Origin of the sequence: Nocardia sp. NPDC059177, assembly GCF_042755165.1 — a bacterium.
GTDB lineage: Bacteria > Actinomycetota > Actinomycetes > Mycobacteriales > Mycobacteriaceae > Nocardia.
The window spans coordinates 343921-369617 of record NZ_JBHZBX010000002.1 but is presented as its reverse complement, the minus strand read 5'-3'; the positions used below and the strand labels follow the sequence as shown (position 1 = coordinate 369617).

Below are 25697 nucleotides of genomic sequence, written 5' to 3'. Positions count from 1 at the left end.
TCCTTGCGTAAAATCAAACAATTCGGTTGGCGCCCTGATAGATACCGTCACCGATCGTGACGGGCTTGCCTTTGCCGCTGAATCGCCATCGTTGGGCACCTGTGGCAGCGTCGTACACCACGATCGCGTAGGCCATCGAATGGGGATCGGCCTCGGCGAACGCGATCGCGGAGTCGTCGGTGCCTAGTACTGCGTCGATACCATCCCTGATGGTCAGCGGCGAACCGAGGGCCTGGCCGGTGTAGATGTCGTACACGATCAGGGTTCGGTCCCCGACCACCAGAAAGCTGCCCACCGGCATTGTTCGTTCGCCACGGTACTGCTGGAACTCCCAAAGCTGGCGGCCAGTCATAGGATTGACGACACCGAAGTGGGCGTCTTCCGCCGACATTTTGTCACTGCGTCTGAGCACCGGCAATGCCGCGGGCTTATCGTCCGGGGTGACAGGGAACACGGACCAGCCGTGGCCGGTCGCGGTTGCGATGCCGGCCAGGCTGAAGAAGTCGACGGGCGCACCGCCATTCCGTGGTACTGACACGGCGAATCCGTCCGCGAAGACGTCGACCTCGCCAGGCGTGCTGAACAGTTGGGCGCCGGTGTCGAGACGCAGCACCTGCGCGGACCCGTGACCGCCGTGCTCGGCGTTGACAACGACGATGCCCTGTTCCGCGTACACCACTGCGGCACGGAAATCTCGGAGCGACCAGGCCACACTGCCGTCGGCCCGGTAGGCGGTGAGTTCTGGAGTGTCAGAGTAGTCCTGGACAAGGATGCTCTCACCACTTACATCCAAGCGCAGTGAATCATTCCCGAAGGGGATATCGGCGACCTGGACGCCAGTGGACCCGTCGAGGATGAGCAGCCGGTGGTTGTCGGCTCGACGGGTCACGCAGGCGACCGCGGACCTCGATTCGGTGATGCCGCATCGGGTGGAGCTGTCGACCGGAACCTCGACCGGAGCTGGCCACGACGAAGTCCCGGTGGTGGCGTCGACCATCAGAATCCAGAACCTGTCACCGTTCAACCAGTCGTTGGCAAGGAATGCGACATGTCTGCTGTCACCCCCGACCGCCGTCACACCGAGATAGTCCGGGGAAGATGAGCCCCAGACCTGCGGCGTGAGTGTCCAGTGAGGGCCGGCGGGCTTGTCGGCAAGTGACCGCAGCAGCGTCCCGGCGGGCCTTCGCGTTAGGTTCTCGGTCGACTCCGCTGCGATGGCTCGAGGTCCGAAGCCATGGTCCAGCAGACGCCAGAGCGCGAACCCGCCGCCGGTGACGAGAGCCAGGGCCGCCACCACACAGACCGCCATCACAGTAGTTCTCGTGCCGGTACGCTTCGGGACCGAAGACGAATGTGGAAGCTGTGGTGTGGGAACGAAATTGCGGTCCACTATGGCAGGCTCGTGCGCCTCGATCACGGTGGCTTCCGCCAGGGTAGTGCGCAGGGCCTCCGACAGTGCGGCGGCGAACTGGCCGCACGTCCCATAGCGGTCGGCCGGATTCTTCGCCATCCCACGCGCCAGAATGCGGTCGACTGCCTCGGACAGTTCGGGCCGGTCGAACCGGACCGAAGGCACCGGCGTCGACAGATGGTCGGATATCACCTGTGCCGGGGTGGTGCCGCGGAAGGGCGGGTGCCCGGTCAGCAATCCGAATATGGTGGCCGCCAACGAATATTGATCGGCCCGACTGTCCAAGCACTGGCCGAAGAGCTGCTCGGGTGAGGAGTAGCTGAGCGTGCCGACAGCCATTCCGGTCTCGGTCAAGCCGGCGTCTGACGCCAACCGTGCGATGCCGAAGTCGGTGAGCATGGCGCGCTGGTGGTGATCGATAAGGATATTTGCCGGTTTGACATCGCGGTGCAGCAGGCTGAATCCGCCGGCGTAATCCAAGGCCGCGGCCATCGCCAAGGCAACCGCTCGGACCTCCGCAGCAGGTAGTCCGCGGGGGCTCTGATGTAACCGGTTCTGCAGGCTTTGCCCGGCGATCAGCTCCATGGTCAGCCATGGCCGACCAGCGCTCACACCCCGATCGTGGATGGTGACGATGTTCGGATGTGACAGGCGAGCCATCAGGTCGGCTTCGCGGTCGAAGCGTTGGCGGAACGATTGATCGTTCAATGACGGCGCTGTCAGAACTTTGAGGGCGTCGGTACGCGGAAGTCGTGGATGTTGCGCGGCATACACCTCGCCCATGCCGCCGGCACCCAGCAGCTTGACGATGGTGTAGCCAGCAAAGACCTCCCCCGACCGCAGCACGCCACTATTGAAGCGCATCACGAACGGATCTTGTACGGTGCTGCGCTCATAGCTGACTACGATCGGAGTTGACACAAGTGAAGGCCAGGTTGTCGCTTTGATCGAGGCGCCAGAGAGCCGTGTTGGCGGTGAATCATCGACTTGACCTCTTGTAACGCAACTGGAGTCGTAAGCCAAACGGCCTGAGACCTGGTGGCCGCCCCCATTCCCGGCTGGCCGGCCACCAGGTCGCCAGTGTGCTGAATATCACATTTTAACCGTGGCTGATTGTCGGCCACTTCAACCTATTTCCGCAGGTCGGGTCATCTCCCCGGAAAGGGCGAGTTGATCGTGGTGAGGTACTGGATCGCCGCGCCGACCGCGACCGGCGCGGTCACCAGGATCTGACCGGCCAGCGTGCCGAGGGCGCCGACGGCCAGGATGCCGCCGAGGCAGCCGATGGCGGCCGCGGGGATGAACGGGCCGAACAGGCCGACGATGGTCGCCGAGGCGACGGTCGCACCGGCGATACCGCCCAGGACGCAACCGACGGCGCCGCCGCCGAGGCCACCGACCAGGGTGCCGACCGCGGCGCCGAGGGAGACGGTGGAGGTCAGCCGGCTCCAGGCCGCCTGCTCACGCTCGTATTCGCTCTTCCACGGCGCCTTGTCCTCGAACGGCAGGGCGACCGGCTTGTAGACGGCCTCGGCCGGGTCGAGCTGCGGGGTCAGCACGGCCTTGTTGCCGGAGATCTCGGCGGCGATCGGGAGTTCGAACTCGTCGAGACGGAACGACAGCGGGGTGGCCGCCACCGTGGTGCCGTCGGCCGCCTTCACCTTGAAGGCGCCCTCCTCGACGACCAGCGAACCGGAGTCGGTGGTGATGACCGAGGTCCCGTTCACCTCCTGAGCGCTGAAATTGATCGGTGCGGCGGCCTCGGCGCCAGGGGCCGCGACGGAGGTGCCCGCGGCGACACCGGTCGCCAGGGTCACGAGCGCCGCGACCACGGCGAGCTTCCTCATCTTCATAGAATTGCCAATCCCTCATCTGTGGTGGAGCTGTTCGAGAGCAAGCTTCGAGCAGATCCACTCGCCGGACGAGGGATAAAAACAGCCAGATCAGAACTACTATTTGCCGCTGGCCGCTTTCGCCGCCGCTTTCGCCTGCTTCTTGAATTCCCGGACTTCGGCGAGGGTTTCGGCATCGACGACGTCGGCGACCGACCGCCGCGAGCCCTCGTCGCCGTACGATCCCGCGGCTTTCCGCCAGCCGTCGGGACGCACATCACGTTGCTTGCCGAGCAGGGCGAGAAGGATCTTGGCCTTCTGCTCACCGAAGCCGGGCAGGTCACGCAACCTGCGCAGCACCTCTTTACCGTCGGGATCGCCGCTGGTCCAGATGCCGGCGGGGACGCCGTCGTAGTGCTCGATCAGATACTGCGCGAGCGCCTGGGCCCGGCGCGCCATCGAGCGGCCGTAGCGGTGGATGGCCGGTGGGGTCGCGGCGAGTTCTTCGAATTCCGCCGGATCGGCCTCGGCGATCCGGCGCAGCTCGAATCCGCCCATTCGCTCGGCGATTTTGTGCGGTCCGCGAAACGCGTGCTCCATCGGATACTGCTGATCGAGCAGCATTCCCAGCAGCAACGCGAAATCGTCGCTACCGAGGAGTTCGTCGGCTTCGGGATCCTGGGCCAGACACAGCGTTCGGGTCATACATTCATCGTGACACATTTCACCAGTAGCCTCTGAGTTCATGATGGCGGTACCCATGACCAACTTCGCCCCCCGTCCCGACCGTTTCGACCAGGCGGGCAAGGACCAACTGATCGACGCCCATGACCTGGAGGTCACCCAGCCCGGAATGCGCAGCCTGCGCGCCTGGAGCCACGACGCGCTCGCCCTACGCCCCGGTGAACGGGCACTCGATATCGGTTCGGGCACCGGTTCGGAGGTGTTCGCCTTCGCCGACGCGGTCGGCCCCACCGGCGTGGCGGTCGGCGTGGAACCCGATCCCCAGCTGCTGGCCTCGGCCGAGCGCAGGGCCACCGAGTACGCCTCGAACGCGAGCTTCGCCTCCGGTGACGCCTACGGCCTGCCCTTCGGCCACGACAGCTTCGACGCCGTGCTCTGCGAACGCGCCTTCCAGCACCTGACCGCACCGGCCAGGGCGGCCGCCGAGATCGCCCGGGTATTGCGTCCCGGTGGCCGCGCGGTGGTCGTCGACAGCGACTGGGCGACGGCGATCGTGCACCCCGGCGATCCCCGGGTGGTGCGCTCGGTGATCGACACGCTGATCTCCTCGACCACCAATCCGCATTCGGGCCGCAGGCTGTCCGGCCTGCTCAGCGGGGCCGGACTGGTCGTCGACGAGGTCGGTTCGCAGGCGCTGGTGCAAGACCCGACGGTCGGTGCGGGCGCGCTGGTCAGCCGCATCGCCGATCTGGCGGTCCTGCGCGGCACCATCACCGCCGCCGACCGCGATCAGCTCGTCGCAGACCTGCAAGCAGGCGCAGACCGCGGCGACATCCACATCTCAGTCACCCTGTTCGGCGTCCTAGCGCACAAGCGATAGCACTGAACCCGACCCTGGACGCCCCGACCCCGAGGAGGGGCAGGCCGCGAACTCGAGTGCGCCAGCGCTCCCACTATCGCCGCCGCCTACCGCACTCCCGGCCCCGCGCATCCCGACCTCGAGGAGGGATCGGCCGCGCAGCGGCCGGTTCGCGGCCGTCCCGTCGATCAGGTGCCGTTGCGTAGGCGACGAAGGAGCAAGCAACGGTGCCTGATCGACGGGACCGGCGGGGCCGCGAACCTCGAGCGCGCCAGCGCTCCAAAATTACAGCTCCAAAAATTACAGCTCGAGCAGCTTCTCGGTGGCCGCGAGCAGGACGCAGGTGGCCAGGCCTTCCATCGCCTTCTCCAGTTCCGGCAGCTGCGGGAAGCTGGGGGCGATGCGGATGTTCTTGTCCTCGGGGTCATTGCCGTAGGGGAAGGCCGAGCCGGCCGCAGTGAGCGCGATGCCCGCGTCCTTGGCCAGCGCGATCACCCGGGCGGCGGTGCCCTCGAGCACGTCGAGGCTGATGAAGTAGCCGCCCTTGGGCTCGGTCCACGAGGCCACCTTGGACGCGCCGAGACGGTCCTCGAGGATGCGGCGCACCAGCGCGAACTTGGGTTCGAGCAGCCTGCGGTGCTTCTGCATGTGCTCACGCACGCCCTCGGCGTCGGTGAAGAAGCGCAGGTGCCGCAGCTGGTTGAGCTTGTCCGGGCCGATGCTCTTCTTCGACGCGTGCGAGAGGTACCAGTCGATATTGGCCTTGGACGCACCGAAGAAGCTCACCCCGGAACCGGCGAAGGTGATCTTGGAGGTGGAGGCGAAGACCAGCGGCCGGTTCGGGTTGCCCGCGGCGGCGGCCAGGCCGAGCACGTCGAGCACCGGGGCCGCGGTGTCGGTGAGCGGGTGCACCGCGTAGGCGTTGTCCCAGAACAGGCGGAAGTCGGGCGCGGCGGCGGGCATCGAAACCAGCTCGCGGACAACCTCTTCGGAGAAGACCACGCCGGTCGGGTTGGAGTAGTTGGGCACCGCCCACAGACCCTTGATCTGCGGGTCGCCTGCCACCAGCTGCGCGATGGCGTGGGTGTCGGGTCCGTCGTGGTTCATCGGGACCGCGATCATCTCGATGCCGAGGGCCTCGGTGATGGCGAAGTGCCGGTCGTAGCCGGGCGCCGGGCACAGCCATTTGATCGGCTCGTCGGAGGCCCAGCGGCGCGGCGAGTCCGGCGTGCCGTAGAGCATGGCGAACACGATGTTGTCGTGCATGATCTCGAGGCTGGCGTTGTTGCCTGCCAGCAGCTGCTCGACCGGGATGCCGAGCAGTTCGCCGAAGATCGCGCGCAGTTCGGGCAGGCCGTTGAGGCCGCCGTAGTTGCGGCAGTCGGTACCCGATCCGTCGCGGAAGTCGCCGTCGCCCGGCAGGGCGAGCAGCGACGACGATAGGTCGAGTTGCTCGGGCGATGGCTTACCTCGGGTGAGATCCAGCGTGAGCTTCTCGGTCTTGAGCGTCGCGTAGTTCGCGTTCTGCGACTCGTGCTCGGACACGAGTTCCGCGTGGCTCATCAAACCGATCTGCGATTGCCGGGGCATCCTGGGTAGCCTTTCGAAGCAACAAGGTAGGGGTTCGTGCTGCGCGTGCAGCATCCGCAACGTTACCCGGCGGATGTTGCGAATCGGTGGGGTATCCGGGGCGGTTATCCGGCTCGCACGCTGCGAAGGTGCGTAGGCACGGGTCCCCTGGAAAATAAAGGGGACCCCGCGCACCCGGCAGAGCCCGTTGACCCTTGCTGCCTTCCGGCCCTGGGGGAGTTCACAGGATGCTCGCCGCGCGGGATCCGTCGGCCAGTGTAGCGGTAGTCGCGCCGACAAGCGATCGGGGGGACGGATAGCCGACGCGTCCCGTTTGCGGACTGGTTACGATCGGCGCGACATCGGCAATGGGGGAGCTCCCCGACCAACTCAGGAGGGGTTCGCGAGTGACCGGCCAGAATCCACCGCCGCCGAGCGGGGACAAACCACCGTCCGACCCGACCGTGCAGTGGTGGGAGCAGCCACGCTCGGACGCACCGAATCCCGCACAGGCCGACCCGACGCTGCTGCGCGGCGACCTCGGCGGATACACCCCGCCCCCGCAGCAGCTGCCGTATCAGTCCGGCACCGGTGACCACGGCGCCTACACCCCGCCGCCGGCCAACCCGTACGGCGGCGGTGTCCCCCAGCCGCCGCAGCAGCAGTTCGGCGCCTACCCGGCGGCCCAGCCGCAGCAGCAGTGGGGTGCGCCGCCGCGGCCGCCGTCCTCGGGCAACAAGGCGGTGTGGTGGATCGTGGGCGGGGCCATCACGCTGGTCGGCGTCCTGGTGCTCGGCGTGATCATCTTCGCCGCGAACAAGGCCGAGGACGCCCTCGGACCCGATTCCGAGGAGTGGGCGGGCAACTACGAGTTCATCGAGGGCAAGAACGCCTGCGACCTGGTCGACCTGAGCGTGCTGGACCAGTGGTCGAGCACCCGTCAGACCACCACCCACACCGAGCACGCGCCGTATGAGTACATCGGCGGCGGCTCCTACAACTGCTCGGCGCAGAACAAGAACGCGGGCCGCGACGCCAACGGCGCCGACCTCACCTTGCAGGTGGAGTTCAAGACCGGCAGCGAGAACGAATCCGACTACTCGCGCTGGAAGAACTCCGACACCAGGACCACCGGCAAGGGCTACGAGAACGGCGCGGTCAGCGGGCTCGGCTCGGAGGCGTACTACGCGATCGAGCAGCAGACCTACAGCTCGATCCCGAACGACTACAGCTATGTGGTCGCCGCGCACGACAGCAATATCTCGGTGAAGGTCGAGATCGAGGTGGAGACCATGCGCAGCATGGACGAGCAGGCGATGCGGACCGCGGCGGAATCGCAGGTCCGCGCGGTGCTGGCGGCATTGAAGAAGTAGCAGGTCGGAGCAGCGATGCGGGGGCCGGTTTGGCATCGGCCCCCTGCCACCCGCTATGCTGCTCCACGGAGGATTCGCCTAGTGGCCTATGGCGCTCGCCTGGAACGCGGGTTGGGTTAACGCCCTCAGGGGTTCAAATCCCCTATCCTCCGCCACAGCAGGGCCCTGATCGGTTCGCCGGTCGGGGCCCTGTTCGTTTAAATCGGTGGATCTGTCGGTGGGCGTCCGTAGAGTGAGCCCCGGCAGTGCGGGAAACCCCCACCGGATCCCTTCGCCGGTGTCGCCGCCCTCGAGCGAGTGTGCGTGCCGACACAGTGAAGTGGGTACCCACTTCTCGTGCGGCGTTCACCACGGACGACGCGCGCCGGTCGATGATCTCTCACGGCATCGGCCGCCCAGAACTCAGAAAGAACCTTTGCAGTGAATACAGCACCTGAAACGAGCATCGGCCGCGACGCGGCCGGGCCGATCCGGTTGATGCTGCGTGACGACCAGACCACCACCGGCCCGATCGACGGAGCCTGGTGGCCCCGCACCGACGCGCCGATGACCGAACTACACCAGCTGGTGCACGCGGTCGGCCCGCGCATCGGCAAGCTCGCCCGCCTCGGATTCGATTGGAACACCGGCGAATCCGGTACCGAGACCGAACCCGGCTCACGCATCATGCACCTGGTCGGCAGCAACGGCGCCGCCCTGGCGCTGCTCGTGGTCCCCGCGGCCACCGAGGCTCCCGCTGCCCGCAGCCAGATGCGTTGGGCCGCGGGCAAACCGCGCATCCAGGACCCGGCGCCCGCCGACCTCGCCGCCGACGGACCGCGCCCGCTGGCCCAGCTCTAGCGGTCGCTGGTGTAGGTCGGGTCGAAATCGCGGGGCGCGCCGCGGCGGCTGAGCAGCCGGTCGAACCACTCCCCCAGCACGACGCCGGAGGCCAGCGCGCAGCCGACGCCGAACGCGCCGAGGAGCTGGCTGAAACCGAGCAGGGTCTCGTCCTCGAGCAGGGCGTAGAGCCCGCGATACACCTTCAGGCCCGGCAGCAGCGGGGTGATACCGGCGACCGCGACGACCAGCGGCGGAGTCAGCGCGCGCCGGGCCATCAGACCGCCGGCCAGGCCGATCAGCACCGCGGCGACGCCGGAGGAGATGACCGGGCCGAGGCCGATGTCCTGGGCGAGCAGAAAGGTCAGGATGCCGGCCGCGCCGCTCAATCCGGCGGCCAGCAGTGCCCGGCGCTCGGCGTAACAGGCCAGCGCGAAGGCGATCGCCGCCACCGCGCCCGCGGCCAAAGTGACCACCAGATACCCGGTGTCGCGGCCCGCGTCGGCCCCGATCTCGGGCACCGGAACCCCCAGCAGCACCGAAACCCGCAGCGCCAGGCCGATACCCGCGACGATGCCGCCGGTCATTATCACCAGTTCGAGTATTCGCGCCGCGGCGGTGATCGGCGCACCGGTGATCGCGTCCTGCACCGAACCGACCAGCTGTAAGCCACTGAGCAGCACTGTGATTCCCGCGGCGACGATCAGCGCGGCCTCGGCACGCCAATGGTCACTGACCGCGGCCAGTGCGATCGCGGGGACAGTCGCGAGCACCCCACCGACCACGTGCTGGAAGAAGATCGGCAGACCGAGCTGATGCAGCGCCCGGTTCACCACATCGATCAGCGCGGTCGTGGCGAAGCTGATCACCGCCAGCAGCAGCCCGCCGCCGAGCAGTACCGCGATCGCGGCCGCCAGCAGCGACCAGCCCGCCGTCGAGACCCAGCGCGGATAGGGGTGGCGCAGCGAGACGATCTCGTCGAGCGCCTCGTGCGCCTGATCGACCGGCACCACCTGGGAGCGGATCCGGCGGGTCAGCCGGTCGACCGCGGCCAGCCGCGTGAAATCGAGCGAACGGTATTTGACCACCCGCATATCGCTGGCCGGGGGCAGGCTGGGGCCGCGGTCGGCCCAGATGCGGATCGCGTCGAAGGTGACGTCGATATCGCATTTGTCCAGCCCGTAGGTCGAGGCGATGAACCGGACCTGCGCCGAGGTGTCACCGACACCGGTACCCGCGGCCAGCACCACCTCGCCCACCCGCACCGCCAGGTCGAGCACCTGCGACACCTCGGCGTCGTCGGTGAGGTCGATCGGTTGCAGCGGGGTCGGCGCGGCGACGATATTGTCGGCCGTGGCCCGCTGCGAGGGCAGGACGAAGGGGCGGCGAAACGCCCATCGACGGCGCAGGCCCCGGGGTTCGAGGATCTCCTCGCCTGCGTCGTCGGCCGCTGGGTCCGCACTCATACCGTCGACGGTAGTGGCGCGAAGGCCGAGTTCATCGTCTCGAAACGACATCGTCAACGTGTCGGTGCCGGTGACCGGGCGCGCTCAGATGTCCTCGATCAATCCGGTGCTGTAGGCCATGGCGGCGAGGTGCTGTAGACAGCGTGGTCCGCATCCATCGTGCTGAGTCAGCACGAAACGGGCCTGTTGCAGCGAAGAAATGGAAGAATCGGCCACGCAGTCGGCATGCGCGGCACGCCAGCGGTCCTCACGGGCGCGGGTCGCGGCGCGTGATGTCGGCGGGTCTGGTGCGGATGGGTCGTGCAGGGTGTGACGGTAGGGGCCGGCGATGGAGGCGATGACTGTATGAACACCGGGACGGGGAAGGTGATCCAGGAGCGGCGGCGATTGCTCGGGCTGTCGCAGCCCGCGCTGGCCACCGCGATCGGGGTGAGCTCGCGGCAGATCACCAGGTACGAATCGGAGGAACAGTCGCCGACGCTGCCGGTCGCGATCCGGCTGGCCGACGCGCTGCAGATCTCGCTCGCCGAGCTGGCCGGGATCGTGGACAACCGCGTCGACCTGGCCGGCCGCTGGTGGGCGGCGTGGCAGAAAGCGGCGAAGGACAGCGCGCATGTCGAGATCGCGCCGGTGACGATCCGGCACGAGGGCGACCACCTGCTGCTCGACACCGACGCCGAAACCCCGGCGGCCGAGGACGATCCGGTCACGCAGGTGCGCGGCGAGATGCGGGTCTGGGACGGCGAGGCGCTCACCGGCTGGATGCGCGGGATGGACATCGCCTTCGGCATCGGTGTCGTCTACTTCGCGCTGCACCCGCAGGGCGCTCATGCCGTCGGCTCGTGGACGACGAAGGCCGACGGCGACGGTCTGGTCCGTGGCTGGAGCGCCCTGGCCAGGGAGAAATCCGATGCGGAGAAGCTTCTCTTGGAGCTGCTGCGCACCGACGGCACCGTCGAATCGTGGCCGGGTACCGCGCGTTCGGCCTGAATCCGCATCGCGATGTCGTAGACGCTGGGCCAGCCGGTCTCGACCGGCGGCAACAGTAGTAGGTAGCGCGTGAGGGCCCCGAACACGAACAGGCCAACGGCAATCCACAGGTAGATCTCCATCTGTCCCCTCCGAACTAGTCAGTGCTTGCACGGGTGGCGCGGTATGGTGATGACGAAGCCGCAACAAAAGTATGGTCGCCGTCAAGACCTTTTGGACAGCAAAAAGCGTCTACAAACGTCTACAGTTCTCTACGATGGGTCCATGTCCAGTCGGGGCGAGCAGGGGAACGGCAGCATCGGCGTCGGATCGCGGTTGCGGCGACTACGCGTGGAGTCCGGTCTGTCACTGACCGCGCTGGCCACCCGCGTCCCCTACAGCAGGGCCGCGCTCGGCCACTACGAAACCGGTACGCGCCCAGCGCCTGCCGCGGTCGTCGCCTGGTACGAGCGGATCCACGCGCAAGCCGCGCACACCCCCGCCCGCGATGAGCCGCTCATCGAGATCGGCCACCCGCACCCGGACGAGTCCGGCTACTGCTGCCCGTTCCGGGTGGACGGCCTGATCGAAGGCGAGGCCGCGGGCACCGATCCCGCTACCGCGCTGCACTCGGCATTGCAGACCATCGGCATCGAACTGGCCAGGGCGGGCAGGCGCCGTCAGCGCAGCGCGGCGACGACCGTGGTCAGGGATGCGGTCAGCAGGTCGAGGTAGCGGTCCGGATCCGGCACCGCGTTCGCGTCGGAATGGACGGAGAGCGTGATGGTTTCGCCGATCCCGTGCACGCCGTGGGTCAGGTGCATGACCGTGCCCAGGGCCGGGAAACCCCCGGTGAACAGGACCGGCGCGCCGGCGAAAGCGAGATCGGCGGCGCCGCGATTCACGCTGGAGACCACGGTGTTGCCGTCGAGCGCGGGCGGCACGTTGTCCAGGTCGGCGCGAGCGACATCCTGAGCGGCGAACATTGCGGGCACTGTCTCGCCTACCCGATCCTGCACCGCCAGTAGTGGATTCATCGCGCGTTCGCGGCGGACGGCGAGTTCGGCGGCGATCAGTGTCGCGCGGGTGGACAGGTCTGGTTCGTCGATGTGCAGGTCGATCGACAAGCCTCGATAGTTGTTGCGCGCTGAGCCGTCGGCGGGGATCGCCATCGGCAGCGCGGTGCCCAGCCGGGCGCGATGCTCGCCGCGTTCGGCGAGGTAGTCCGACAATGCGGACGAAATCACCGTCAGTGCAACAACTGTGACGGTGTGACCCGGGATGCGCAGGCTGCCCGCGTCAACCACGTGCAGGTGGACGCGATGGGCGGCGCGGTCGATCGGGGTGGATGGATTGATCAGCGCGGGCGCGAAGCCGGTTGCGGCCGCAGGCACTTCGCCCGCGGCCGTCCGGTCCGCCAGTTCCCGCTGCGCCAGGTGGGCGGCGCGGCCTCGCCACGCCGTCGTCACCAACTGCTGGGGAAAGCGCAGCGCCCCACGCACTCTCGCGGGCAGAGTTCCGGTGGACCATCCCCAGATCTGTCCACAGGAATCCACAGCCTGTGCAAGGGTTTTCGCAGGTCGGACCCGGGTGTTCCGCAAGTTGTCCACAGACTCCCCGGAATGGCTGTGGACAACTTCGGCCGGGCCGAACAGCGCGCGAGCGATACCGGCGGCACGGGTGCCGTCGGCCAGCGCGTGCGAGAGCTGCAACACCACGACCAGCACCGGCCCCGCCGTGCCGGGCACCGCGCGGACCCCACGGAAAACGTGGACGCGCCACGGATGTTCGGTCGCGACGACACCGGTACCCAGAAGTTCGCCGATCCGGGCGAGCACGCCGCGCCAGTCCGAACCGTCGGGTCGCTGGGCCACGAATTGCTGGGACGCGAATTCGCTGGATATCCAAAACGGATAGTCGAGGTTGCCCGGTATCTCCTGTAACCGGATCCGCAGATCCGGAATGCGCGCGGAACGCGCGGCCACGAAGTCACGGAGTTCTTCGGTGGCCGCCTCGGTTTCGGCGAAGGCATAGAGCAGGAACACATCGTTGACACTGCGCCGCGACAGCCAGAACATCGTCGCGTCGCGCGGGGCCATCCTGATCATCCGCCTCACGATAGGCCACCGCTGAGAAGGCCCCGAGTCCTACCGACCCGGGGCCCGTACTGCCGACTCGTCGCGCACTGCGCGGATCAGCCGCGGGCGAACTCTCCCGCGGTGACATCGGCTAGAAAAGCGCGCCAGTCCCCCGGTCCGAAGGCCAGCACCGGGCCGCGGCCACGGTCCTTGGTGTCGCGGACCGCGACCTCGCCGCCGGCGAGAAAGGCCACCTCGACGCAGTTCCCATCGGGCCCGCTGTAGGTGCTCTTCCGCCACACAGCGCCCGTCACATCAACTTCCACGGCACATGCTCCTTTGCTTCATCGAGAACCGGATTACTCCTGGAATCGCTGCAACATTCCGATTTACGGCGTGACCGACGAGTTACTTCGTGGCAGTGGAGAGCACTGCCACACGGTGCGCGCAACCGATCGGCACGAACCAGCGCATCAAGGCGTTTCCGCCTCCGGGGGCTGCCCCCGCGGAAGAAACACTAGCAGGTCTTCCGCAAGTTTGCGGATGAGAATTTGCTTTCTCAGAACTGTTCGCGAAGCTTGCGAAGCTTCACGTTTGCGGGAGTATTGCCAGGCCCGCATACCCATTCCGCAGGGGGTTGACACATCCAGTTTTACTTCCATGTGATTAGTCCGTGATACGTCAAATTACGATCCGCCTCAGCCACCTCACAGGCATCACCAGCGCCGCGTGTGGATCATGGAGGGATGATCTCCCGTGACCGCGACGCCGCAGGTCGTGCCCGCAACGACCGACCCCGCGACCGACTCGGACGGCCGCTGCCACCCGGCAGTGCCGGAGTCGCCCGAATACCCGACGATCTCGAGTTGGCCCCCCAGCAAACTCTCACCTTCGCTCAGCAACTGCTGGACGACGGTTTGGCATTCAACGCCCACGAGGTATTGGAAGCCGCCTGGAAGAACGGGCCGGTAGCCGAGCGGATGCTCTGGCAGGGCCTGGCCCAGTATGCCGTTGGGATCACCCACATTCAGCGGGGCAACGCCAAGGGCGCGGGCACGCTGCTGCGCCGCGCGAGCGAGCGGCTCGAGGCCTACCCGGCGAATGCCCAGCAGCACGAAGTGGACCGTGACGGCCTCATCGCGCACGCGCGGACACTGCTCGACGCCCTCGACGCAGGCAGGCCGATCACCGAGGACCGGCTGCGCCCGCGCCTGTGCCGCGAGCCGACCTAGACTGGTTCGATGCCCGCAGGCCGCTACGCTCCGAGCCCCTCCGGTGAACTGCACCTGGGCAATCTGCGCACCGCGATCCTGGCCTGGCTGTTCGCGCGCACCACGGGCCGCGAATTCGTATTGCGCATCGATGATCTGGACCGCGTCCGCCCCGGTGCGGCCGAGGGGCAGATCGCCGACCTCGCCGCGATCGGCATCGATTGGGACGGGCCGATCGTGCGTCAGTCCGAGCGCCTGCCCGGCTACGCGGCCGCGGTGACCGAGCTCACGTCAGCAAGGCTCACCTATGAATGTTTCTGCACCAGACGCGAAATCCAGCAGGCGGCGACCGCGCCACACGGCCCGATGGGCGCCTACCCCGGCACCTGCCGCGACCTCACCGAGGACCAGCGCGCGCAACGCCGCGCCGAAGGACGGGCCGCCGCAATCAGATTGCGCGCCGAGGTCGCCGAATTCGAGATCACCGATCTGCTGCACGGCCGATATCGCGGCGCCGTGGACGATCTGGTGCTGCGCCGCGGTGACGGCATCCCCGCCTACAACCTGACCGTGGTCGTCGATGATGCCGCGCAAGACGTCGACCAGGTGGTTCGCGGCGACGACCTGCTCGCCTCCACCCCGCGCCAGGCCTACCTCGCCACCCTGCTCGGACTGCCGATACCCAGCTACGCGCACGTGCCGCTGGTACTCAACCCGGAAGGGAAACGACTGGCCAAACGGGACGGGGCCGTGAGTCTTTCGGATCAGCGCGCCCTCGGCCACCCGCCCGAAGATGTGGTCGCCGCGATCGCCGCCTCACTCGGTTACACGGCCCGCTCGACGAGCGAGCTACGGGAAGTATTCGACGCCACCCGCATCCCGGAAAAACCATGGATACTCGAGCCCAGCGGGTTGTTCCGACCTGACCGATGTCCGTAACGTACGCATCGACCGATCTACAGATCACGACGAGGACGAATTTATGACCAGCGGTGGTTACGACCCCAAACAGTATCCGCAGGGCGGTCAGCCCGGCGGCTACGGCCAGGACCCCTACGGCCAGCAGCAGCCGGGTTACGGGCAGCAGCAGCCGGGCTACGGCCAGCAGCCCGGGTACGGACAGCAGCAGCCCCCGGCATACGGCCAGCAGCCCGCCTACGGCCAGGGCGACCCGTATGGCCAGCAGCAGCCTGCCTACGGTCAGAACCCCTACGGCCAGCAGCAGCCGGGCTACGGGCAGGACCCGTACGGCCAGCAGCAGGGATTCGGTGGGGTCCTCCCCGCTGATCTCGGCACCCGCTTCGGCGCCCGCTTCATCGACGGTCTGATCGTCGGTATTCCGCTGGGCATCGTCAACTTCTTCCTGCCCACCGGCATCACCTCGGCGATCATCGTCTCGGCGCTGATGGCGATCGCGATGGTCGGCTACAACGTCGCGATGGAAGTGACCCAGGGCGCCACGGTCGGCAAGAAGCTGCTCGGCCTGCGGGTGGTGGCCCCCGGCGGCGCGCCGAACCTGACCCCGGAACAGTCGATCAAGCGCAACGCGTTCCTGATTCCGCAGATCATCTACTGCGTCGGTTCGCTGGTGACCCTCGGCCTGTGGATCTACATCGCTATCACCATCAACCAGGACCCGAACAAGCAGGGCTGGCACGACAAGTTCGCCGGCGGCACTCAGGTCGTCAAGGGCTGATCGCAGCCCGGAAAACACCAGGGGCGCTCGGCGGATTCGATCCGCGAGCGCCCCTTGTTCTGTCGTCAGGTCAGTACGTCGTCGACGAGTCGAATCCGCCGGCGATCCCGATGACCACGAAGAACAGGATGTACAGCACCCAGCCGACGATCGCCAGGACACCGATCCAGATACCGGCCTGCGCCATCCCGCGGCCCTCGCCGCCGCGCTCCTTGATCTGGTTCATCGCCATCACGCCGAGGATGATCCCGACCACCGAACCGAGGCCGCAACTACAGAATCCGATCAGCGAGGAAACCAGCGCGCCGATCGCCAGGCCGTTGGTGCCCTGCGGCTGCGGATACCCGCCGTAGGGCTGGTAGCCACCCGCACCGGGGTAGCCGCCCGCGGCCGGATAACCACCGTAACCGGGCGGCGGTCCTGCAGGCTGCTGGTAGTTCGGGTACTGCGGCTGCGACGGCGGCGGCACGGGCTGCTGGTAGTCGGGCTGCTTCGACAGCGAAGGCGGCGGGGCGGGCTGCTGCGGGTACTGCGGGGCCGACGGGTAGCTCGACGGCTGGGCAGGCTGCGACGGCTGGGCTGTCGGGTACTGCGGCACCGAACCCGGCGCGCCGGACTCCGGCGACACGCCGGAGCCGCCGTACTGCTTCCACCACTCGTCGGAATCGCCGGGATTCGTCATTGCTACAGCGTATTCCACAACCTGCGACCCCGGCATATCGCGACCTTGGTTGGATGGACCCCGTGACTGATGCAAACTCGCTCGACAAACCCGCCGGATCTGGACACCCCGCGCCGGAACACGCGGCATTCGCCCAGGCCGCGCGGGGGTTCTATCCGGTAATCGTCGCCTTCTTCACCGCGACACTGATCATCTCCAACATCTGCGCCTCCAAGGGCGTCGAACTGTTCGCCGACCTCTCGGTGACGCTGGGCCCGGTGCAGCTGCTGCCGCTGGTCACCGACGGCGCCTTCTTCCTCTTCCCGCTCGCCTACATCCTCGGTGACGTGCTCAGCGAGGTGTACGGCTTCCGCGCCACCCGCCACGCCATCTACACCGGCTTCGCCGCCCTGCTGCTCACCGTCGCCTGCTTCTGGGTGACCATCCAGCTGCCCGCCGCCGGGTTCTACGAGAACCAGCAGGCGCTGCGCACGGTGCTCGGCACCACACCGCAGCTGGTGCTCGCGGGGTTGGCGGGGTACTTCGTCGGTCAGCTGCTGAACTCGGCGACGCTGGTGCTGATCAAGGAACGCACCAAGGAGAAGCATCTGTGGGCGCGGCTGATCGGTTCCACGGTGGTCGGTGAGTTCGCGGACACGCTCATCTTCTGCGCCATCGCTGCTACGGCCATCGGCATCGATACCTGGCAGTCGTTCATCAACTATGTGATCGTTGGCTTCGTGTGGAAGACGCTGGTCGAGGTGCTGGTGATGCCCATTACCTACCGCGTCATCGCGTTCCTGAAGAAGACGGAACCCGACTATGGGCCGGCTCCGGCCGACGCGCTGCACGACTGATCCGCGGCAGCGGCGGAGCGCCGGGGAGCCTCCGCCGCTACTGTCCCGGCGCTTTGATGCGGCCCTGCCAGCGGCCCAGGAATTCGGTCTTGAACTCGTCGAAGTAGCCGCCTTCGATGCTCGCGCGGATGCGGTCTACCAGGCGGACGGTGAAGCGCTCGTTGTGGATGGTGCACAGGGTGGCCGAGAGCATTTCCTTCGCTTTGAACAGGTGGTGCAGGTAGGCGCGGGTGTAGTGGGTGCAGGTGTAGCAGTCGCAGTTCTCGTCGATGGGGGTGAAGTCGCGGCGGAAGCGGCTGGTGTTGATGTTGAAACGGCCCTCGTCGACGTAGATGGCCGCGTTGCGTGCTACTCGGGACGGGTTCACGCAGTCGAAGGTGTCGGCGCCGTTCTCGATCGCGGTGAACATGTCCTCTGGTTCGCTGATGCCGAGCATGTGCCGTGGCTTGGCCTCGGGCAGCTCGTCGGAGCACCAGCCGACGATGGTGCCTAGGTTGTGTTTTTCCAGCGCGCCGCCGATGCCGTAGCCGTCGAATTCCGTTCCGCCCGTACCGCGGATCGCTTCCAGCTCGCGACAGGCCTTGCGCCGCAGGTCTTCGTATTGCGCGCCCTGGATCACTGCGAACAGCGCCTGGTACGGCCGATGCGCGCGGGCGAGGGTGAGCCGCTCGTGTTCGTCGATGCAGCGCTGGGCCCACTCGTGTGTGCGCTGTAGCGATTTCTCCTGGTAGCCACGGGTATTCATGAGCGTGGTCAGCTCGTCGAAGGCGAACATGATGTCGGCGCCGAGCTCGTGCTGGATGCCCATCGACACCTCGGGGGTGAAGCGATGCTTGGATCCGTCCAGGTGGGAGCGGAAGGTGACGCCGTCGTCGTCGACGGTGGCCAGGCGTTCCTTGCCTGCGGCGATCACCTGATCGGAGCGGATGTCGACGGCCTCCATCGCCAGCACCTTCTTGAACCCCACCCCGAGCGACATCACCTGGAACCCGCCGCTGTCGGTGAAGGTGGGGCCCGGCCAGTTCATGAAGGTGCCGAGCCCGCCCGCCGCGTCGACGATGTCGGACCCGGGCTGCAGGTACAGGTGATAGGCGTTGGCCAGCAGGGCCTGCGCGCCGAGGTCCTTCATCGTCTCCGGCAGCACCGCCTTCACCGAGGCCTTGGTACCCACCGGAATGAAAGCGGGCGTGGCGATCTCACCGTGCGGGGTGCTGATCACCCCGGTGCGCCCGTGCCGCCCACCGTCGAGACGGGCACCGACCTTGAACGCGAACTCGCTGGAATCAGCCACGCACTCATCGTGCCAAGCGCCACCGATCCCCTCGAACTCAGCCCCGATGGGCCACCGACCGGACCCTGCGGATCAGTCCGGCGCCCTGCCGGGCGGGGATGTCGCGACGGGCCAGGCCCCGGAATCCGGCGAGCGCCAGACCGGCGGCGAGGCAGGCGGCGATGGCCAGACCCCACCAGCTGACCGGCTCGGCGGGGGTGCGGCCGACCCATTCCAGCGGCGAGACCTGCCGGACCCAGCCGGGCAGTCGCAGGGTGTCGGCGAGGGTGGCGATCACCGTCACCACGATGAACGCCGTCCAGCTGAGCCCGAGCGCGGCCGGACGCAGGCCGTAGAGCGCGAGCGCCGCGCACAACAGCACACCGACGGCGGGCAGGTAGGCGGCAGTGGCGAGCGGATAACGCCAGGTCGCGGCCGGATCCCCGACCGCGAAGGCATCGCTGAGCCCGAGGGCGAACCCGCTGACCAGCGCGATCACAACGGTCCCGGCGAACAGCACCGTCAGCTGCGCGGTCAGCCAGCGCGTCCGCGAGATCGAGCCGGCCAGCAACGGTTCGAGCCGATCAGCGGACTCCTCCTCGGCCATCCGGCCCACCCCCTGCACCGCGAAACCGGCGCAGATCAGCGCCAGCAGCACCACGGCATAGGCCAGATAAGCCTTCTCGTTCGCCTCGACGGTGCCGAATACCTCGCGCAGCGTCGCATTGTCGCGCAGCAGGTCGCCGACGGTGCCCGCGACCGCGCCGAACGCCACACCCACCAGCGCACCGATCACCGTGAAGACGACCACCGAACCACGATGACGCCGCATCGCGAACCCGACCGGACGCAACAGCACGGCAGTCGCGGCCGCCGACCCCCGGCGCGCGGCGAACAGCCCGGCACCCAGGTCGCGATGCTGCGCCAGCCGAGCAGCGGCCGCGCCGGCGAGCGCCGCGGTACCGACCGTGAGCAGCCCCGGCCACCAGCGCGCGTCCACGGCGAACGGCCGGGTCTGCTCGGCCCAGCCGATCGGCGACAGCCACACCAGCGCACTGTCGCCGACATCGCCGATCCCGCGCAGCAGGAACACCACGACCAGCAGCGCGAGGCAGCTCGCCGTCACCGTCCGCGCGGCCGCGACGACCTGCGCGGCCACCGCCGCCACTGCGGCGAACCAGGCCCCGAGGCCGACCACGGCGAGTGGGTACAGCACAACGCCTGGCCATCCCAGTCCCAGCAGCAGCAAGGTGGCTGTCATCGACAGCGCGATGAGCACGAGCGCGGCGGCGGTCAGGGTGAACGCGGCGGCGAGGGCGGCGGTGCGACCGATCGTGCCCGCGCGCAACAGCTCCATCCGCCCGGACTGTTCCTCGGCGCGCGTCATCCGCACCATCAGGTGAATCCCCATGAGCGGGAAGGCGATCGCGCTCACGAAGCCGAACTCGTAGACGATCACCCCGCCGATATTTCCCAGCCCGTACGGCTTTCCGTTGATGACGTACAGCGTGTCGGCCGACTCGGTGGCTGCGGCGTAGGTCGCGATCTCGGCGGGTGTGCCGTACAGGCTGTGCAGTGACCAGGCGGTGGCGGCGAAGGCCACCGCCAGTCCGAGCGTCCACGCGATCAGCTGACGCCTGCTGCCGTGCCAGCTGATCGACACCATGGCCAGATATCCGCGCATCACCGCACCTCCACCGTGTCGTAGTTGCGCAGGAACAGGTCGTCGAGGCTGGGTGGGTTGGCGGTGATCGAGCGCAGGCCGGCGGCGTGCAGCGCGCCGATCGCCGCGGCGACGTGGTCGGCGTCGACGGCGAAGGACACGGTGTAGTTCCCGGCGTTGCGCTCGACGCGCACGGCGCTGACCCCGGCCGCGGTATCGAGCCCGGCGGGGCCGGTGGTGGTGACCGCGTGCACGTGCGTCCTGGCGTGGCTGCGGAGTTCGTGCAAGGTACCGGTGGACACCGTGGTCCCGGCGCGGATGATGCTGACCCGGTCGGCCAGCGCCTCGACCTCGGCGAGGATATGGCTCGACAGCAGCACCGTGGCACCCTCGCGCTGGTATTCGCGCAGGACCTCCTGGAACACCTGTTCCATCAGGGGATCCAGCCCGGAGGTCGGCTCGTCGAGGATCAGCAGGTCCCGCCGGGCGGCGAAGGCGGCGACCAGCGCGACTTTCTGCCGGTTGCCCTTCGAATAGTCCTGGCTCTTCTTGGCCGGGTCGAGATCGAACCGCTCGATCATCGCGTCGCGGCGGGCCGGGTCGACCGGGCCGTGCGCCGCGGCGAGGACATCGAGGCATTCCCCGCCGGACAGTCCCGGCCACAGCGAGACGTCACCGGGTACGTAGGCGATGCGCTGGTGCAGCGCCACCGCGTCGTGCCAGGGATCACGGCCGAACAGCCGGGCCGTGCCGCCACTGGCCCGGATGAGCCCGAGCAGTATCCGGATGGTGGTCGACTTGCCCGCGCCGTTCGGGCCGAGGAATCCGTGCACCTCACCCTGTTCCACCCGCAGGTCCAGCCCGTCCAGGGCGGTGAAGTCACCGAACCGCTTGCGCAGCCCCGACGTTTCGATTACCGGATTCGCCACGGCGACCATCTCCTCGACTGTGAACCAGTGGTACACACCGATGATACATACCATCGTTCCAGCCGCTAGAATCAAACCGTGCCGCTACCCCGATTCACTCGCTTGCCCGCCGAGGAGCAGCGCCGGATCCTCGATATCGCACAGCTCAAGTTCGCCGAGGACGGCGTCGATCACGCCTCCTACAACCAGATCATCGCCGCCGCCGGCATCTCGAAGACCTCGGCCTACAACTACTTCGACGGCCGGGAGGACCTGCTCTACACCGTCCTCGACGATGTGGCCGCCCGGCTGGCCGCGGTCCTTGGCACCTGGCATTACGCCGACAACGCGGCCGAATTCTGGTGGGCCGTCCACACCGTGGAGGCGCGCCTGATCGACCACATCGCGACCCACCCCGCCGACCTCGCGCTCATCGACCCCGCCTTCATGCTGCGTGAGCAGAGCGTGTTCCTGGCGTGGATCGCCGAACTGGTCGACAACGGCACCGCCATCGGCGTGGTCACCGTCGACTGCGACCGCGAACTGCTGGTCACCGCCACCGCGGCGGTCATCCGGGCCGGCGACGTGTGGGGCGCCGCGCAGTTGCGCGCCGGGCGCACCCCCGATCGCGAACAGGCCTGGACCCTGGTCCGCAATCTGTGGGGCGCCGGATAGTTACTGCGCGGCGGCGAACTGGGCGTTGTAGAGGTCGTAGTAGGCGCCGCGATCGGCGAGCAGGCGGTCGTGGGTGCCGTGCTCGACAATGCGGCCCTTGTCCATCACCACGATCAGGTCCGCGTCGCGGATGGTCGACAACCGGTGCGCGATGACGAAACTGGTGCGGTCCCGGCGCAGCGCCGCGGTGGCGTGCTGGACCAGCGACTCGGTGCGGGTGTCGACCGAGCTGGTCGCCTCGTCCAGGACCAGGATCGACGGCTTGGCCAGGAACGCGCGCGCGATGGTGATCAGCTGCTTCTCACCGGCGCTCACCCCGCCGCCCTCCTCGTCGATGACGGTGTCGTAGCCGTCGGGCAGGGCGTGCACGAACCGGTCGACGTAGGCCGCCCTGGCCGCGGCGAGGATGTCCTGCTCGCTCGCGCTCGGGTCGCCATAGGCGATGTTCTCCCGGATGGTCCCCTTGAACAGCCAGGTGTCCTGCAGCACCATGCCGATCCGTGAACGCAGATGGTCGCGGCTGATGGTGGTGATGTCGACATCGTCGATCGCGATGGTGCCCGCGTCGAGTTCGTAGAAGCGCATCAGCAGGTTGACCAGCGTGGTCTTGCCCGCGCCGGTCGGCCCGACAATGGCGACCACATGGCCGGGGTCGGCGACCAGCGAGAGCCGTTCGATGATCGGCTTGTCCGGCTCGTAGCCGAACGACACCGCCTCGAACTCCACCCGCCCGCGATCGACCGGCCTGCTGTTCTCCACCAGCGGGTCGGGGCTCTGTTCCTCGGCGTCGAGGATTTCGAAGATCCGCTCGGCCGAGGCGACACCGGACTGCAGCAGGTTCGCCATCGCGCCGATCTGGGTCAGCGGCTGACTGAACTGACGCGAGTACTGGATGAAGGCCTGCACCTCGCCCAGCGACAGGTTGCCGGTGGCCACCCGCAGGCCGCCGACCAGCGCGATGAACACGAAGTTCACGTTCCCGAGGAACATGATCGCCGGCATGATCAGGCCGGAGATGAACTGCGCTTTGAAGCTGGCGTCGTAGAGCTTGTGGTTGCGCTTGTCGAACTCCTCGCCGACCTCGCGGCTGCGCCCGAACGCGGTGATGATCTCGTGGCCGGTGTAGGCCTCCTCGACCGCGGCGTTCACCTCGCCGGTGTATTTCCACTGGTCGACGAAGTGCGGCTTGGAGCGCTTGGCGATCTGCGCGGTGACCACGATCGCGGCGGGCACCGTGAGCAGGGCGATGAACGCCAGCAGCGGCGAGATCCAGAACATCATGATCAAGATGCCGACCACGGTGAACAGCGAGGTCAGCAGCTGGCTCATGGTCTGCTGCAGGCTCTGCGAGACATTGTCGACATCGTTGGTGACGCGGCTGAGCACGTCACCGCGCGGCGCGGTGTCGAAGTAGCGCAGCGGCAGCCGGTGCAGTTTGTTCTCCACGTCGTCGCGCAACCGCTTGACCGTGCGGTTGATGACGATATTGAGCAGATACCCCTGCAACCAGCCGAACACCGCGGCGGCCAGGTAGAGCGCGAGCACCACCATCAGCACCCGGCCGACGGCGTCGAAATCGATGCCGGTGCCCGGGATGACGTTCATCGCCGAGAGCATGTCGGCGCGGGTGTTCTCACCCTGTTCGCGCAGCAGCTCGACGGTTTGTTCCTTGGTCAGGCCCGGTTCCAGCTGCTTGCCGACGAAGCCGTCGAAGACCAGGTTGGTCGCCTTGCCGAGCAGGTAGGGCCCGAGGGTGTTGAGCACGACCGAGGTGATCACCAGGGCGATGATCGTGCCGACGTACACCCGTTCCGGCACGAGCCTGCGCAGCAGCCGCTTCAGCGACGGACCGAACGATTTGGCCTTCGTACCCGGCGCACCGGGTCCGGGAGCGCCCGGCCTCATCGAGCCTCCTCCACACTCAGCTGGGACTCGACGATCTCCCGGTATTCCGGACATCGCTGCATCAATTGGTCATGGGTGCCGAGGCCGGCCATCGCGCCGTCCTCGAGGACGACGATCTGGTCGGCGTCGCGAATGGTCTGGATCCGCTGGGCGACGATGATCACCGAGGCCTCGGCGGTCTCCGGCTTCAGCGCGGCGCGCAGCCGGGCGTCGGTGGCGACGTCGAGCGCGGAGAACGAGTCGTCGAACAGGTAGATGCGCGGCTTGCGCACCAGCGCGCGGGCGATGCACAGCCGCTGACGCTGTCCGCCGGACACGGTGGTGCCGCCCTGGGCGACCGGGGTGTCGAGGCCCTGCGGCATCTCGCGCACGAAATCGGCCGCCTGGGCGACCTCGAGCGCGTGCCAGAGTTCGTCGTCGGTGGCGTCGGGCTTGCCGTAGCGCAGGTTGGTGGCGATGGTGCCGGAGAACAGATAGGCCTTCTGCGGCACCAGGCCGATCTCGGCGCGCAGTGCCTCCAGTTCGACGTGGCGGACATCGGTGCCGCCGACGTAGACCGCGCCGTCGGTGACGTCGATCAGCCGCGGGATCAGGTTGAGCAGCGTGGTCTTGCCCGAGCCGGTCGACCCGACGATCGCGGTGGTGGTTCCCGGTGCGACGGCGAAGCGGATGGCGCGCAGCACCGGCTTCTCCGCGCCGGGGAAGGCGAACTCGGCGAACCGCAGGTCGACGGTGGCCGGATCGCCGGCGAAGGGTTGCGGCAGGCGCGGCGGCTCCACCGAGGACTCGGTGGTGAGCACCGCGCCGATCCGGTCGGCCGAGACCGCGGCGCGCGGCGCCATCATCGCCAGGAACGAGGCCATCATGACAGCCATCAGGATCTGCATGATGTAGGACAGCATCGCGGTCAGCGAACCGATCTGCATGGTGCCGTTGTCGACGTGATGACCGCCGAACCAGATCACCGCGACCGCGGTCAGATTGCTGATCAACATGACGGTCGGGAACATCAGCGCCATCAGCTTGCCCACCCGCAACGCGGTGTCGGTGAGCGCGCGGTTGGCCATCCCGAAACGCCAGATCTCCTGGCGCTCGCGCACGAACGCGCGCACCACCCGGATGCCGGTGATCTGCTCGCGCAGCACCCGGTTCACCCCGTCGATCCGCTCCTGCATCTGCCGGAATCCCGGCACCATGCGGGCGACGATGGTCCCCATCGCCAGCGCCAGCGCGGGCACCGCGATCAGCAGCAGCCAGGACAGGCCGAGGTCCTCGCGCAAGGCCATGACGATGCCGCCGACGCACATGATCGGGGCCATCACCAGGATCGTCACCGACATCACGATCAGCAGCTGGACCTGCTGGATGTCGTTGGTCGAACGGGTGATCAGCGAGGGTGCGCCGAACATGCCGACCTCGCGCGCGGAGAAGGTCTCCACCCGGTGCAGTACCCCGCCGCGCATGTCGCGGCCCGCGCCCATCGCCGCCTGCGCGCCGAAGTACACCGACGCCGAGGACGCCACGATCTGCACGCAGCTCACCGCCAGCATCCACAGGCCGGTGTTCCAGATGAAGCCGATGTCGCCCTTGGTGACGCCGTCGTCGATCAGGTCCGCGTTGAGACTGGGCAGGTAGAGCATCGCGATAACCGAGATCAGCTGGAGTACCAGAACCCCGGCCAGCTGGGCGCGGTACGGAGCCAAGTAGGTCCGTAGCAGGGAGATCAACATGATGGTCGCAGGCTACCGCGTGCCGGTGACACCCGTCGCAGACTTTTACCAGCGCTATGGA

Annotated in this window: 23 protein-coding genes, 1 tRNA gene and 1 other RNA gene; 11 read left to right on the top strand and 14 right to left on the bottom strand. The window is 67.6% G+C overall.

What is annotated here, in order from left to right; translation table 11 throughout:
* Positions 1-13 precede the first annotated feature (13 nt).
* The 3 genes from ACFXK0_RS04845 to ACFXK0_RS04835 all read right to left on the bottom strand — a co-directional run bounded on the left by ACFXK0_RS04845 (position 14) and on the right by ACFXK0_RS04835 (position 3948).
* Positions 14-2275, bottom strand: coding sequence for a protein kinase (locus tag ACFXK0_RS04845; protein ID WP_379408488.1), 2262 nt, complete (start codon positions 2273-2275; stop codon positions 14-16).
* A 284-nt stretch (positions 2276-2559) separates the two neighbouring features.
* Positions 2560-3264 (bottom strand): hypothetical protein, encoded by a 705-nt coding sequence (locus ACFXK0_RS04840; RefSeq protein ID WP_379408419.1) that lies wholly within the window; start codon positions 3262-3264, stop codon positions 2560-2562.
* A gap of 99 nt (positions 3265-3363) precedes the next feature.
* Entirely contained in the window at positions 3364-3948 is a 585-nt protein-coding gene (locus ACFXK0_RS04835; protein ID WP_379408418.1) for an HhH-GPD-type base excision DNA repair protein, read from the bottom strand.
* Between the two features lie 43 nt (positions 3949-3991).
* Between ACFXK0_RS04835 and ACFXK0_RS04830 the strand changes: the two genes are divergently transcribed.
* The gene (locus tag ACFXK0_RS04830; protein WP_379408487.1) at positions 3992-4807 is read left to right on the top strand and encodes a methyltransferase domain-containing protein; all 816 of its coding nucleotides are present in this window, start codon (positions 3992-3994) and stop codon (positions 4805-4807) included.
* A 279-nt stretch (positions 4808-5086) separates the two neighbouring features.
* Here the strand turns inward: ACFXK0_RS04830 and ACFXK0_RS04825 are convergent, their stop codons facing one another.
* Entirely contained in the window at positions 5087-6376 is a 1290-nt protein-coding gene (locus ACFXK0_RS04825) for an aminotransferase class I/II-fold pyridoxal phosphate-dependent enzyme (RefSeq protein ID WP_379408416.1), read from the bottom strand.
* Between the two features lie 155 nt (positions 6377-6531).
* Positions 6532-6626, bottom strand: an RNA gene (gene ffs / locus ACFXK0_RS04820) — signal recognition particle sRNA small type.
* Positions 6627-6762: 136 nt separating this feature from the next.
* Between ffs and ACFXK0_RS04815 the strand changes: the two genes are divergently transcribed.
* From ACFXK0_RS04815 to ACFXK0_RS04805, 3 genes are all read left to right on the top strand, one after another.
* Positions 6763-7728, top strand: coding sequence for a hypothetical protein (locus tag ACFXK0_RS04815; protein WP_379408415.1), 966 nt, complete (start codon positions 6763-6765; stop codon positions 7726-7728).
* A 67-nt stretch (positions 7729-7795) separates the two neighbouring features.
* Positions 7796-7883, top strand: a tRNA-Ser gene (locus tag ACFXK0_RS04810).
* Between the two features lie 265 nt (positions 7884-8148).
* Complete coding sequence (locus ACFXK0_RS04805; RefSeq protein WP_379408414.1) at positions 8149-8568, top strand: DUF5994 family protein; 420 nt, start codon at positions 8149-8151, stop codon at positions 8566-8568.
* Here ACFXK0_RS04805 and ACFXK0_RS04800 read toward each other — a convergent pair.
* Positions 8565-10013 (bottom strand): threonine/serine exporter ThrE family protein, encoded by a 1449-nt coding sequence (locus ACFXK0_RS04800; protein ID WP_379408413.1) that lies wholly within the window; start codon positions 10011-10013, stop codon positions 8565-8567. The genes ACFXK0_RS04805 and ACFXK0_RS04800 overlap by 4 nt on opposite strands.
* A gap of 345 nt (positions 10014-10358) precedes the next feature.
* Here ACFXK0_RS04800 and ACFXK0_RS04795 point away from each other — a divergent pair, with 345 nt between their 5' ends.
* Positions 10359-11003: a helix-turn-helix domain-containing protein gene (locus ACFXK0_RS04795; protein WP_379408411.1), complete on the top strand. Its 645-nt coding sequence runs from the start codon at positions 10359-10361 to the stop codon at positions 11001-11003.
* A gap of 264 nt (positions 11004-11267) precedes the next feature.
* A complete protein-coding gene (locus ACFXK0_RS04790; RefSeq protein ID WP_379408410.1) occupies positions 11268-11717 on the top strand; it encodes a helix-turn-helix domain-containing protein in 450 nt (149 codons plus the stop codon).
* Here ACFXK0_RS04790 and ACFXK0_RS04785 read toward each other — a convergent pair.
* Together ACFXK0_RS04785 and ACFXK0_RS04780 are read right to left on the bottom strand one after the other, a co-directional pair.
* The gene (locus ACFXK0_RS04785; RefSeq protein WP_379408408.1) at positions 11663-13090 is read right to left on the bottom strand and encodes a wax ester/triacylglycerol synthase domain-containing protein; all 1428 of its coding nucleotides are present in this window, start codon (positions 13088-13090) and stop codon (positions 11663-11665) included. The genes ACFXK0_RS04790 and ACFXK0_RS04785 overlap by 55 nt on opposite strands.
* Before the next feature lie 86 nt (positions 13091-13176).
* Complete coding sequence (locus ACFXK0_RS04780) at positions 13177-13386, bottom strand: DUF397 domain-containing protein (protein ID WP_379408407.1); 210 nt, start codon at positions 13384-13386, stop codon at positions 13177-13179.
* Between the two features lie 420 nt (positions 13387-13806).
* On the opposite strand from ACFXK0_RS04780, the gene ACFXK0_RS04775 reads away from it, so the two are divergent.
* The 3 genes from ACFXK0_RS04775 to ACFXK0_RS04765 are packed head-to-tail and all read left to right on the top strand — an operon-like array spanning position 13807 to position 15967.
* Positions 13807-14292 (top strand): DUF309 domain-containing protein, encoded by a 486-nt coding sequence (locus ACFXK0_RS04775; RefSeq protein WP_379408405.1) that lies wholly within the window; start codon positions 13807-13809, stop codon positions 14290-14292.
* Positions 14293-14301: 9 nt separating this feature from the next.
* Positions 14302-15210, top strand: a complete 909-nt coding sequence (gene gluQRS, locus ACFXK0_RS04770) for a tRNA glutamyl-Q(34) synthetase GluQRS (RefSeq protein ID WP_379408404.1) — start codon at positions 14302-14304, stop codon at positions 15208-15210.
* Positions 15211-15253: 43 nt separating this feature from the next.
* A complete protein-coding gene (locus tag ACFXK0_RS04765) occupies positions 15254-15967 on the top strand; it encodes an RDD family protein (RefSeq protein WP_379408402.1) in 714 nt (237 codons plus the stop codon).
* Positions 15968-16037: 70 nt separating this feature from the next.
* Here ACFXK0_RS04765 and ACFXK0_RS04760 read toward each other — a convergent pair whose 3' ends face one another.
* A complete protein-coding gene (locus tag ACFXK0_RS04760; protein ID WP_379408401.1) occupies positions 16038-16649 on the bottom strand; it encodes a DUF4190 domain-containing protein in 612 nt (203 codons plus the stop codon).
* A 53-nt stretch (positions 16650-16702) separates the two neighbouring features.
* Here ACFXK0_RS04760 and ACFXK0_RS04755 point away from each other — a divergent pair, with 53 nt between their 5' ends.
* Entirely contained in the window at positions 16703-17485 is a 783-nt protein-coding gene (locus ACFXK0_RS04755; RefSeq protein ID WP_379408399.1) for a queuosine precursor transporter, read from the top strand.
* 37 nt (positions 17486-17522) lie between these two features.
* Here the strand turns inward: ACFXK0_RS04755 and tgt are convergent, their stop codons facing one another.
* Genes tgt through ACFXK0_RS04740 form a run of 3 tightly spaced genes read right to left on the bottom strand, consistent with a single transcriptional unit; the run spans position 17523 to position 21356 of the window.
* Positions 17523-18776 (bottom strand): tRNA guanosine(34) transglycosylase Tgt, encoded by a 1254-nt coding sequence (gene tgt / locus ACFXK0_RS04750; protein WP_379408398.1) that lies wholly within the window; start codon positions 18774-18776, stop codon positions 17523-17525.
* A 37-nt stretch (positions 18777-18813) separates the two neighbouring features.
* A complete protein-coding gene (locus ACFXK0_RS04745) occupies positions 18814-20439 on the bottom strand; it encodes an ABC transporter permease (protein ID WP_379408396.1) in 1626 nt (541 codons plus the stop codon).
* Entirely contained in the window at positions 20439-21356 is a 918-nt protein-coding gene (locus ACFXK0_RS04740) for an ATP-binding cassette domain-containing protein (RefSeq protein ID WP_379408395.1), read from the bottom strand. The genes ACFXK0_RS04745 and ACFXK0_RS04740 overlap by 1 nt, the downstream gene beginning before the upstream one ends.
* Before the next feature lie 69 nt (positions 21357-21425).
* On the opposite strand from ACFXK0_RS04740, the gene ACFXK0_RS04735 reads away from it, so the two are divergent.
* Positions 21426-22001: a TetR/AcrR family transcriptional regulator gene (locus tag ACFXK0_RS04735; protein ID WP_379408393.1), complete on the top strand. Its 576-nt coding sequence runs from the start codon at positions 21426-21428 to the stop codon at positions 21999-22001.
* On the opposite strand, the gene ACFXK0_RS04730 is transcribed toward ACFXK0_RS04735, so the two are convergent.
* Together ACFXK0_RS04730 and ACFXK0_RS04725 are read right to left on the bottom strand one after the other, a co-directional pair.
* Entirely contained in the window at positions 22002-23906 is a 1905-nt protein-coding gene (locus tag ACFXK0_RS04730; RefSeq protein ID WP_379408392.1) for an ABC transporter ATP-binding protein, read from the bottom strand. It abuts the gene before it with no gap.
* A complete protein-coding gene (locus ACFXK0_RS04725) occupies positions 23903-25636 on the bottom strand; it encodes an ABC transporter ATP-binding protein (RefSeq protein WP_379408390.1) in 1734 nt (577 codons plus the stop codon). The genes ACFXK0_RS04730 and ACFXK0_RS04725 overlap by 4 nt, the downstream gene beginning before the upstream one ends.
* Between the last annotated feature and the right edge of the window lie 61 nt (positions 25637-25697).

What these genes read in the sequence shown, in the direction of transcription:
- ACFXK0_RS04845 (WP_379408488.1), bottom strand. Translation starts at nt 2,275, where the DNA reads ATGCGCTTCAATAGTGGCGTGCTGCGGTCGGGGGAGGTCTTTGCTGGC.
- ACFXK0_RS04840 (WP_379408419.1), bottom strand. Translation starts at nt 3,264, where the DNA reads ATGAAGATGAGGAAGCTCGCCGTGGTCGCGGCGCTCGTGACCCTGGCG.
- ACFXK0_RS04835 (WP_379408418.1), bottom strand. Translation starts at nt 3,948, where the DNA reads ATGACCCGAACGCTGTGTCTGGCCCAGGATCCCGAAGCCGACGAACTC.
- ACFXK0_RS04830 (WP_379408487.1), top strand. Translation starts at nt 3,992, where the DNA reads ATGGCGGTACCCATGACCAACTTCGCCCCCCGTCCCGACCGTTTCGAC.
- ACFXK0_RS04825 (WP_379408416.1), bottom strand. Translation starts at nt 6,376, where the DNA reads ATGCCCCGGCAATCGCAGATCGGTTTGATGAGCCACGCGGAACTCGTG.
- ACFXK0_RS04800 (WP_379408413.1), bottom strand. Translation starts at nt 10,013, where the DNA reads ATGAGTGCGGACCCAGCGGCCGACGACGCAGGCGAGGAGATCCTCGAA.
- ACFXK0_RS04795 (WP_379408411.1), top strand. Translation starts at nt 10,359, where the DNA reads ATGAACACCGGGACGGGGAAGGTGATCCAGGAGCGGCGGCGATTGCTC.
- ACFXK0_RS04790 (WP_379408410.1), top strand. Translation starts at nt 11,268, where the DNA reads ATGTCCAGTCGGGGCGAGCAGGGGAACGGCAGCATCGGCGTCGGATCG.
- ACFXK0_RS04785 (WP_379408408.1), bottom strand. Translation starts at nt 13,090, where the DNA reads ATGATCAGGATGGCCCCGCGCGACGCGACGATGTTCTGGCTGTCGCGG.
- ACFXK0_RS04775 (WP_379408405.1), top strand. Translation starts at nt 13,807, where the DNA reads ATGATCTCCCGTGACCGCGACGCCGCAGGTCGTGCCCGCAACGACCGA.
- gluQRS (WP_379408404.1), top strand. Translation starts at nt 14,302, where the DNA reads ATGCCCGCAGGCCGCTACGCTCCGAGCCCCTCCGGTGAACTGCACCTG.
- ACFXK0_RS04765 (WP_379408402.1), top strand. Translation starts at nt 15,254, where the DNA reads ATGACCAGCGGTGGTTACGACCCCAAACAGTATCCGCAGGGCGGTCAG.
- ACFXK0_RS04760 (WP_379408401.1), bottom strand. Translation starts at nt 16,649, where the DNA reads ATGACGAATCCCGGCGATTCCGACGAGTGGTGGAAGCAGTACGGCGGC.
- ACFXK0_RS04755 (WP_379408399.1), top strand. Translation starts at nt 16,703, where the DNA reads ATGGACCCCGTGACTGATGCAAACTCGCTCGACAAACCCGCCGGATCT.
- ACFXK0_RS04745 (WP_379408396.1), bottom strand. Translation starts at nt 20,439, where the DNA reads ATGCGCGGATATCTGGCCATGGTGTCGATCAGCTGGCACGGCAGCAGG.
- ACFXK0_RS04740 (WP_379408395.1), bottom strand. Translation starts at nt 21,356, where the DNA reads ATGGTCGCCGTGGCGAATCCGGTAATCGAAACGTCGGGGCTGCGCAAG.
- ACFXK0_RS04730 (WP_379408392.1), bottom strand. Translation starts at nt 23,906, where the DNA reads ATGAGGCCGGGCGCTCCCGGACCCGGTGCGCCGGGTACGAAGGCCAAA.
- ACFXK0_RS04725 (WP_379408390.1), bottom strand. Translation starts at nt 25,636, where the DNA reads ATGTTGATCTCCCTGCTACGGACCTACTTGGCTCCGTACCGCGCCCAG.